The organism is Inquilinus limosus MP06, assembly GCF_000767795.1.
In the GTDB taxonomy this organism is placed as follows: domain Bacteria; phylum Pseudomonadota; class Alphaproteobacteria; order DSM-16000; family Inquilinaceae; genus Inquilinus; species Inquilinus limosus_E.
This window is the reverse complement of the sequence record NZ_JANX01000243.1, coordinates 1-8754: the sequence shown is the minus strand read 5'-3', so window position 1 is coordinate 8754 and position 8754 is coordinate 1. Positions and strand designations below refer to the sequence as shown.

Sequence of the window (8754 nt, the reverse complement as noted above, 5' to 3'; positions counted from 1 at the left end):
AGCCCGGTCGCGGGGTCGCGCCGCGGATCATAGGCCGGCGGCTCGACCCGCCCGGCCCGGCGCGCGCCGAGCCGGTCGGCCAGACCGGCCCCGAGCAGCGCCTCGGGCAGCCGTTCGACACCCTTCGGGAACAGCCCCAGCACCGAGGGCGCCTCGACGATCGCGTAGCGGGGACGGGCCATGGCGACGCCTCCTCTCCGGCTCTCGATCCTAACCGCATCCCGGCGATCCCGGTTCCGGAACTTGACATGCAACCAAAAGGTTGCATATTAGAGCAATGCAGAGCGCCGACGACGCCGTGTTCCGGTCCCTGGCGGATGCCAGCCGCCGGGAGCTCCTGGACCGGCTGCATGCCGAGAGCGGCCAGACCCTGGGCGAGCTCTGCCGCGGGCTGGCGATGACGCGGCAGGCGGTGACCAAGCACCTGGCGATCCTGGAGGATGCGAACCTCGTCTCCTGGACGCGGCAGGGCCGGGAGAAGCTGCACTTCATCAACCCGGTGCCGATCGCCGCGATCGCGGAGCGCTGGATCCGCAAGTTCGAGCAGCCGGCGCTGGACGCGCTGTCGGCGCTCAAGCAGCGGCTGGAACGGCCGGGCGGCGACGCCTGACGCTGGCCCGGAACAACCGACACAACAAGGAGCGACACCATGGCCGGAAGCACCTTCGTCTACGTCACCTTCATCCGCACCACGCCGAAGGCGCTGTGGCAGGCGCTGACCGACCCGGAGTTCACGCCCCGCTTCTGGCTGGGCGTCCATCAGGAGGCGGAGTGGCGCGTCGGCGGCGCCTGGAGGCTGATCCTCCCGGACGGCCGGGTCGGCGACACCGGCGAGGTGCTGGAGTTCAACCCGCCGCGGCGCCTGGCGGTGCGCTGGCGCAACGAGTTCCGGCCGGAACTGAAGGAAGAGGGCTGGTCCCGCTGCGTCATGGACATCGAGCCGGCCGGCGAGGCGGTCAAGCTGACCGTCACCCACAGCATGGATCGCGAGGGCTCGAAGCTGATCGAGGCCGTGTCCGGCGGCTGGCCGCTGATCCTGTCGAACCTGAAGTCACTGCTGGAGACCGGCTCGGTGGTGCTGGAGTCCCGGCCGGGCTGAACGGGGCCGGCGCCTGGGGCAGTTCATGGTCCCGGGTGCCGGATGGAGCATCAGGTGCCCAGTGGCCAGCGGTCGATCACCTCGTACTGGGTGAGGCCAAGCCGGCTGCGGATCAGGACGAAGTCCCTCGCCTGAAAGCGGATCGGCTCGATCGGCTGCACCGGCACCGGCTGCGGGCCATAGGACAGAGTCACGTGCGGCGTGAACGTGGCCGCCGCTTTCAAGCCGTTCCGGAGCATGGCCGCGCCGAGAGTGCGGAACAGCATCATCAGGGCCTCGCCGCCGTCGCCGAGCAGAACCAGCGGTCGCCGGTTCTGCCTGTGCGGCGCGGGCTCGAAGCTCTGGACGGCGCGGAGCCAGATGTCGAACGGTGCCGACATCACGGCCTTCGCAGCCAGGCGCGCCGCATAGACCGCCTTGCTCGGCAGGTGCGGATAGTCGCCGACATGGTGCAACGACATGTGCAGGCGGTCCCGCCGCAGCCGTGATCCATCCAGGCGATGCTGGAGGAAGAGGTGGTCGCCGAACCGCATCACCCGACCGCTGGCGATGTCGTCCGGCATCACGCAGAAGAACAGCCGATCCCGGTTCGGCGGAGGGCCCAGAAAATCGAAGACGTGCTGCACATCCAGCCTCCTGGAGTGAGCTCGCCTTCCGCTTCCTTTCGTTATCGATGCCGGAAGTAAATTAGAACACAACAAGAACATTCACAAGCCCTTGGAATCCAGCACCGTCATTGCGAGCGCAGCGAAGCAATCCAGGGGCCGGCACGCACCGGCCCCTGGATTGCTTCGTCGGCTTCGCCTCCTCGCAATGACGGTGAGGAACAGGCAGTAGTCCCTACGGCAGCAGCACCGTCGCGCCGGTCGTCTCGCGCGCTTCCAGCCGGCGATGCGCCTCGGCGGCCTCGGCCAGCGGCAAGCGGGCATGGACCGGCACCGTCACAGCGCCGCTCGCGATCACGTCGAACAGTTCCCGGCTCATCGCCAGCACGTCCTCGCGCCGCTTCAGATGCTCGAACAGCAACTGCCAAGTGGCGAAGAGCGAGCCCTTCCGCATCAGCAGGGTGATGTCGAAGGGCGGGATCGGGCCCGAGGCCGAACCGAAGGCGACGAAGGTGCCGAAGGGCCGCAGGCTGTCCAGCGACCCCTCGAAGGTCACCCGGCCGACGCCGTCATAGACCACATCGGCCCCCTGCCCGCCCGTGATCTCGCGCACACGCCCGGCAAAATCCTCGTAGCCGATCACGTGATCGGCGCCGGCCTCACGGGCCAGCGCGGCCTTCTCCGGCGAGCCGACCGTGCCGATCACGGTGGCGCCGAGATGCTTCGCCCATTGCGTCAGGATCAGCCCGACGCCACCCGCCGCCGCATGCATCAGGATGGTGTGGCCGGGGCCGACCCTGAAGGTCCTGCGCAGCAGATACTGCGCCGTCAGCCCCTTCAGCATCATCGCGGCGCCGGTCTCGACATCGATGCTGTCGGGCAGCCGCACCAGGAAATGCACCGGCACGATGCGCTGCTCGGCATAGGAGCCGAGGGTCTCGACATAGGCGACGCGGTCGCCCGGCGCGAAGCCGATCACGTCCTGGCCCACCTCCAGCACCTCGCCGGCGCCTTCATTGCCGGGAATGAAGGGCAGGCCCGGCGGCGCGTAGGCGCCGGCGCGGAAATAGGCGTCGACGAAGTTGAGGCCGATGGCCCGGTTGCGGACCAGGACCTCGCCCGGGCCTGGTCGGCCGATGCCGACCTCCTCATAACTCAGAACCTCGGGGCCGCCATGGCGGTGAACGCGGATCGCTTTCATGGGCATCTCGCTGCGTTGCGGATGCCCGGGAGATGGCATGGGGCGTGCCTTCGCTGTAGCCTGATATCGGCAACATCAGAGTTCAGCGAAGATGATATCCGAGCAGATCGGCCTCGACCTCCTCCGCACCTATGTCGCGGTGTGCCGGCAGGGCAGCCTGAGCAAGGTCGCGGCCCAGACCGGCCGCACCCAGTCGGCGCTGAGCATGCAGATGCGGCGGCTGGAGGGGCTGCTGGAGCGGCACCTGTTCCAGCGCACCGGGCGCGGCGTGGTGCCGACCGCGGAGGGCGAGATCTTCCTGGGCTATGCCACCCGCATGCTGGCGCTGGGCGACGAGGCCGCGGCCCGGCTGCGGCAGAAGGAGCTCCGCGGCAGCGTCCGCATCGGCCTGTGCGAGGAGGTGGCGACGACCACGCTGCCGGCGGCGCTGGGCCGGCTGCACCGCGCCTATCCCGACATCCGCCTGGATGTGGTGGTCGAGCATGCCGTCGCGCTGGGCAGGCTGTGGAGCGAGGACGGGCTGGACCTCATGCTGGGCCCGACCTCGGTGGTGGCGGCCGACGCGCTGGTCGCCTGGACGGTCGAGCTGCAATGGGTCTGCGCCCCCGATCTCACCCCGGATCCCGACCGGCCGCTCGACCTGGTGGCCTTCGCCGCGCCCTGTCTGTGGCGCCGCCGCATGCTGGAGGCGCTGGCCGAGGCCGGGCGGGAGCATCGCGTCACCTTCACCAGCCAGAGCGTCACGGCGCTGCAGGCGGCGGTGGAGAACGGGCTGGGCGTCGGGGTGCTGCCGCCCGATTCCATCCGGCCTGGCTCGATGAAACTGCTGAAGGCCGGGGTGCCGGGCCCGCTGGCCGCGCAATACGGCCTGTTCGCCCGCGACCGGCGGCCGCCGGTGGTGGAGGCCGCGGTCGCCGTGCTGCGCGAAGAGCTGCCGGCGGCGTCGCGGCCCTAACCGCTACCCGGCCCGGCCGATGGCGTCGAGCTCGGCCATGGTCTCATCCGAAAGCACCAGCTCTGCCGCCTTCAGGTTCTCGCGCAGATGGGCGGGCGAGGAGGTGCCGGGGATCAGCAGGATGTGCGGCGCGCGGTGCAGCAGCCAGGCCAGCGCCACCTGCCGCGGCGTCGCGCCCAGCCCCTCGGCGATCCGCGACAGGGCCGTGGACTGGATCGGCGTGAAGCCGCCCAGCGGGAAGAACGGCACATAGGCGATTCCCTGCCCCGCCAGCTCGTCGACCAGCGCCTCATCCTCGCGCTGCACCAGGTTGTACTGATTCTGGACGCAGACGATCGGCGTGATGCGCCGCGCCTCGGCCAGCTGGGCCGAGGTGACGTTGCTCAGGCCGACATGGCGGACCAGCCCACGGCGCTGCAGCTCGGCCATTGCCGTCACCTGCGGTTCGATCGAGCCTTCGCTGGGGCTGTGGATGGAGCCCATGATCCGGAGATTGGTGATCTCCAACACGTCGAGGCCGAGATTGCGCAGATTGTCCTGCGCGCCGCGCTCGAGATCGGCCGATTCCTGCGCCGGGATCCAGGAGCCGTCATCGCCGCGGACGGCGCCGAGCTTGGTGACGATCGTCAGGCCATCGGCATAGGGGTGCAGCGCCTCGCGGATGATCTGGTTGGTGACGTGCGGGCCGTAGAAGTCGCTGGTGTCGATATGGTCGACGCCGGATTCCACCGCCTCGCGCAGCACGGCGATGGCGGCGGCGCGGTCCTTCGGCGGGCCGAACACACCGGGGCCGGCCAGCTGCATGGCGCCGTAGCCCATGCGGTTCACGGCGCGGCCGGCGAGCGGAAAGGATGTCTTGGTCATGGCGGGTCTCCTTGAGAGGACAGGCCCGATATGACCGCGATTGTTCCGTTTGATAATTCACCCTAATCTGCACGGGCTGTTGAAAGCCGTGAACAATGGACCTGAACGACCTCGCCGCCTTCGTTTCCGTCGCCCGGGCCGGCGGCTTCCGCGATGCGGCCCGGATCGGCGGCGTCTCTCCCTCCGGCCTCAGCGTCGCCGTCGGGCGGCTGGAGGCGCGGCTGGGCCTGCGCCTGCTGAACCGCACCACCCGCAGCGTCACCCCGACCGAGGCCGGCCAGAGGCTGATCGAACGGCTGGCCCCGGCGCTGGGCGAGATGGAGGCGGCGCTGGACGTGCTGAACGCCTTCCGCGACCGGCCGTCCGGCACGCTGCGCCTCAATATGCCGTCCAGCGCCGCCCGCATCGTGCTGCCGCCGATCGCGGCCGGGTTCCTGAAGACCTATCCCGATATCCGGCTGGAAGTGGTGGTCGAGGACAGCTTCGTCGATGTCTTCGCCGCCGGCTGCGATGCCGGCATCCGCTACGGCGAGCGACTGGAGCAGGACATGATCGCGGTGCCGATCGGTCCGCGCATCCAGCGCTTCGCCACCGCGGCGGCTCCGGCCTATCTTGCCGCTCGCGGCCGGCCGGAGCATCCGCGCGACCTGCTGTCCCATGCCTGCCTGCGCGGACAGTTCGCCGGCGGCGCCATGCCGACCTGGGATTTCGAGCGCGACGGCGAGACCATCCGCGTCGACCCGCCCGGGCCGCTGCTGGTCCGGCCCGGCGCGGCGATCGAGTTGGCGGTCGGCCTGGCCGTCGCCGGCGTCGGCATCGTCCACCTGTTCGAGGCCATGCTGCGCCCGCATCTCGACAGCGGCGCGCTGCAGCCGGTCCTGGAGCCGTGGTGGGAGAGCTTCCCGGGCCCGTTCCTGTACTATCCCGGCCGCCGCCACGTCCCGGCCCCGCTACGCGCCTTCGTCGACTTCATCAGGCAGACTGCATCGACGGATACCCGATCAGGATAGGAACGGCCTTGGCCCTCGATCTGGACACGGTGCAGCGGGTCGTCCGCAGCCTTGATCCCGCCTTGCGGGCGGAGGGGTTCGGCCGCCTGGACGGCGGCAGCACGGATGTCTACCGGATCGACCTGGCCGGCGCGGGCAACTTGGCGCTGGTCCTCAAGATCTATCCAGACAAGCCGGCATGGCGGCCGGCGAAGGAGGCGCTGGTGGCCGGCTGGCTCACAGAGCTGACGCCGCCGGTTCCGCATTGGCTGCGCGTGGACGAGTCCCGCGAGATCCTGCCGCTCCGCTTCGCCCTCATGACCCGCCTGCCCGGCCGATCGCTGCGCCGCCATCTCCGTAACCCCGGCATCGAGGACGCCTACCGGCAGGTGGGCGAACTCCTCCGGCGCCTGCATGCGATGCCGATGCCGGGCTACGGCTATATCGTCGGACAGGGCATCGAGACTCCGCGAGCCACCAATGCGGCCTATATGGCCGGAGCTTTCGCGGATGTGTTTCGCCGGTTCCGCGATCTCGGCGGGGACGCCGATCTCGGGCGCCGCCTGGAACGGCTCGCCGGGAGGAACTTCGACCTTCTCGGCGAAGGCTCGGGCCCGGTGCTCTGCCACGACGATGTTCATCAGGGCAATGTGCTGGCGCTTCGCGGCCCTGACGGGCGCCTCCGGCTGAGCGGCCTGATCGATTTCGGCAACGCCCGCGCCGCGGACAGCCTGTTCGACCTGGCGAAGGCCCTGTTCTGTTCGGCACACGAAGACCCGCGGAGCCGCCAGCCGTTGCTCGACGGCTATGGGCCGGTCGATCATCCGGAGCCGGAGCGGGCGCTGTGGCTCTACACGCTGTTCCATCGGGCGAGCATGTGGTGCTGGCTGACGGGGCTCGGCCAAGACGCCGCGGCCGAGAACGGTCCTGGCGGCCTTCTCCGTGACCTTCGCGATATGGCACGCTAGACCGCCGCTGCAATGACGGAGGAAACGATGCCCAAGATGATCTTCGTGAACCTGCCGGTGCGCGACCTGCCGGCCTCCGCCGCCTTCTATGTCGCGCTGGGTGGCACGGTGAACCCGCAATTCTCCGACGACCAGGCCAATGCGGTGATGTTCTCCGACGCGATCGGTGTGATGCTGCTGACCCATGACCGCTACCGCCAGTTCACCCAGCGGCCGATCGGCGATGCCCGGCGCGAGAGCCAGGCGCTGATCGCGCTCAGCGTCGACAGCCGCGACGCGGTGGACGCGACCGTGGCCAAGGCGGTCGCGGCCGGCGGCCGGGCCGATCCGAACCCGAAGCAGGACCACGGCTTCATGTATGGCCGCAGCGTCGAGGACCCGGACGGCTATGTCTGGGAGGTCATGTGGATGGACCCGGCCGCCGTCGCCGGCTGACGTCCCTCCCCGCTTCGACGCGAAGGGCGCCCGGATCGCTCCGGGCGCCCTTTCCGCTGCTCGCTCACACCGGCGGCATCCTCTCGAACTGGGGCAAGTTCTCGTCGATGCGGTCCCAGGCATGGCCGCGGATGCGGTAGGTCACCGCCTGCGGCCGGTAGCGGGCCGGGTCGTCCAGGCTGCCGGCATGCACGATGAAGATGTCGGGCATCGCCGGGAAGGTCAGGGACACCGGGGTGCCGCAGGCCGGGCAGAAGGCATGGCTCTTCATCTTGCCGTTGTCGGCGGCGACGTCCCAGCGCCCGGCCTCGCCCCTCAGCCGGGTCACGCTCTTGCTCGGGAAGGCCAGGTAGGAGCCGTGGCCGGTGCCGCTGCGGCGCTGGCAGTCGCGGCACTGGCAGTCGTTCATCGCCAGCGGCTCGCCGGCGATCTCGTAGCGGATGGCGCCGCAGGCGCAGCCGCCGGTCCAGGATTCGCTCATTCCTTTGCTCCTCTCGCGATCAGCCTCAGCCAGGGCGCCGCGTGGAAGACGCTCATCAGCAGGTACATCGGCGCCATTCCGCCCAGCGGCGACATTCCGGCGGCCGAACACAGGACATCCGCCTCGCCGCCCGACAGGACCGTCGCCAGCGCCATGGCGGCGAAGACCGGCGCCGCCGCCAGGTGCAGCCAGCCGGCCGCGTCGAGGGGGCGGCGCGCCAGCGGCCGGTCAGTCATGGCCGTACTCGTCGTGGCGGCGCCACCAGATGCCGGTCTCGTTTCGCCCCCGGGGCGCGCGGTCGAGCCACTGATACGCCGCCCACAGGCTGTCCAGCCCGCGGGCATAGGCCGAGTAGGTGTGGTGCACGGCGCCGTCCTGCAGCGCAAAGGCGCTCATGCCGGGCCGGTCACGGTTGTAGCTCGGCGCGTCGGTGCCGCAGGTGGTGGCGAACTCGACGATCGGCTCCGGCGGCGGGTCCAGGTCCATGGCGTGGCCGCCGCGGCGGAAGTTGTACTCGATGGTGCCGCCGCATTGCTGCGCCTCGGTGAAGGCGACGTTGAAGTCGAAGTTGAAGTCGCCGCCGGCCGAGGACGCCCAGGGGAAGCTCCAGCCCATCCGCCGCTTGTAGGCCTGCAGCTTCGGCAGCGGCGCCAGTGACACCGCCCACAGCATCACGTCGTGCTGGGCCAGATGCACCGCGAAGCCATTGAAGCTGTCCGCGATCATCGAGCAGGACGGGCAGCCCGCCGCCCAGTCGGCCCCGAACATGAAGTGGTAGACGATCAACTGCGACCGCCCCCGGAACAGGTCCCGCAGCGAGGCGGCGCCGTCCTCGGTCTCGAAGCGGTAGTCCTTGTCGATGCGGACCCAGGGCAGCGCCTGCCGCTGCTGTGCGAGCTCGTCGCTCTGCCGCGTGAGATCCTTCTCCGCCGCCAGCAGCGCGCGCCGCGCCGCCAGCCATTCCTCGCGGGTTCCGGTCCGGTGATGGGTCATGCCGTCTCTCCTTCGAATGTCGTCGCCCCGGTTGCGGGCCGACGCGTGGTCGTGATGCGGTAGAGTTGTGCCGGCGGGCGAAAGGCGGGGAGTGACAAGTGTGACGGGAATCCGATGGACTCTCTGATCACGGCGGCGGCGCGGGCGCTGGCGACGGGCGATCC

The 8754-nt window shown here is 70.0% G+C and carries 13 protein-coding genes; 6 read left to right on the top strand and 7 right to left on the bottom strand.

The genetic code is table 11. The features are described 5' to 3' along the window. On the bottom strand, window positions 1-182 hold a 182-nt coding region (locus tag P409_RS18540; protein WP_034841075.1), incomplete at its 3' end, for a hypothetical protein. Between the two features lie 95 nt (window positions 183-277). On the opposite strand from P409_RS18540, the gene P409_RS18535 reads away from it, so the two are divergent. Both P409_RS18535 and P409_RS18530 read left to right on the top strand, forming a co-directional pair. After that, on the top strand, window positions 278-610 hold the full coding sequence (locus tag P409_RS18535) for an ArsR/SmtB family transcription factor (RefSeq protein ID WP_034841072.1): 333 nt from the start codon (window positions 278-280) through the stop codon (window positions 608-610). Window positions 611-649: 39 nt separating this feature from the next. Further along, window positions 650-1099 carry an SRPBCC family protein gene (locus P409_RS18530; RefSeq protein WP_034841069.1) on the top strand — a complete coding sequence of 150 codons (450 nt, stop codon included), beginning with the start codon at window positions 650-652 and terminating at the stop codon, window positions 1097-1099. A 50-nt stretch (window positions 1100-1149) separates the two neighbouring features. On the opposite strand, the gene P409_RS18525 is transcribed toward P409_RS18530, so the two are convergent. Together P409_RS18525 and P409_RS18520 are read right to left on the bottom strand one after the other, a co-directional pair. Then, entirely contained in the window at window positions 1150-1725 is a 576-nt protein-coding gene (locus P409_RS18525) for a 2'-5' RNA ligase family protein (protein WP_052120902.1), read from the bottom strand. Window positions 1726-1939: 214 nt separating this feature from the next. Further along, window positions 1940-2911 (bottom strand): quinone oxidoreductase family protein, encoded by a 972-nt coding sequence (locus P409_RS18520; RefSeq protein WP_202964717.1) that lies wholly within the window; start codon window positions 2909-2911, stop codon window positions 1940-1942. An 85-nt stretch (window positions 2912-2996) separates the two neighbouring features. Between P409_RS18520 and P409_RS18515 the strand changes: the two genes are divergently transcribed. Beyond that, window positions 2997-3860: a LysR substrate-binding domain-containing protein gene (locus P409_RS18515; protein ID WP_034841063.1), complete on the top strand. Its 864-nt coding sequence runs from the start codon at window positions 2997-2999 to the stop codon at window positions 3858-3860. Between the two features lie 3 nt (window positions 3861-3863). On the opposite strand, the gene P409_RS18510 is transcribed toward P409_RS18515, so the two are convergent. Next, complete coding sequence (locus P409_RS18510) at window positions 3864-4724, bottom strand: aldo/keto reductase family oxidoreductase (RefSeq protein WP_034841060.1); 861 nt, start codon at window positions 4722-4724, stop codon at window positions 3864-3866. A 95-nt stretch (window positions 4725-4819) separates the two neighbouring features. Between P409_RS18510 and P409_RS18505 the strand changes: the two genes are divergently transcribed. From P409_RS18505 to P409_RS18495, 3 genes are read left to right on the top strand one after another with little or no spacing between them, the layout of a single operon-like run. Further along, complete coding sequence (locus P409_RS18505) at window positions 4820-5734, top strand: LysR family transcriptional regulator (protein ID WP_034841055.1); 915 nt, start codon at window positions 4820-4822, stop codon at window positions 5732-5734. 8 nt (window positions 5735-5742) lie between these two features. Then, complete coding sequence (locus P409_RS18500) at window positions 5743-6681, top strand: phosphotransferase family protein (RefSeq protein WP_034841052.1); 939 nt, start codon at window positions 5743-5745, stop codon at window positions 6679-6681. A 27-nt stretch (window positions 6682-6708) separates the two neighbouring features. Then, a complete protein-coding gene (locus P409_RS18495) occupies window positions 6709-7116 on the top strand; it encodes a VOC family protein (RefSeq protein WP_034841047.1) in 408 nt (135 codons plus the stop codon). A gap of 64 nt (window positions 7117-7180) precedes the next feature. Here P409_RS18495 and P409_RS18490 read toward each other — a convergent pair whose 3' ends face one another. From P409_RS18490 to P409_RS18480, 3 genes are read right to left on the bottom strand one after another with little or no spacing between them, the layout of a single operon-like run. Further along, the gene (locus tag P409_RS18490; RefSeq protein WP_034841044.1) at window positions 7181-7597 is read right to left on the bottom strand and encodes a GFA family protein; all 417 of its coding nucleotides are present in this window, start codon (window positions 7595-7597) and stop codon (window positions 7181-7183) included. After that, on the bottom strand, window positions 7594-7833 hold the full coding sequence (locus tag P409_RS18485; RefSeq protein ID WP_034841040.1) for a hypothetical protein: 240 nt from the start codon (window positions 7831-7833) through the stop codon (window positions 7594-7596). The genes P409_RS18490 and P409_RS18485 overlap by 4 nt, the downstream gene beginning before the upstream one ends. Beyond that, window positions 7826-8590, bottom strand: coding sequence for a DUF899 domain-containing protein (locus tag P409_RS18480; protein ID WP_034841037.1), 765 nt, complete (start codon window positions 8588-8590; stop codon window positions 7826-7828). The genes P409_RS18485 and P409_RS18480 overlap by 8 nt, the downstream gene beginning before the upstream one ends. Between the last annotated feature and the right edge of the window lie 164 nt (window positions 8591-8754).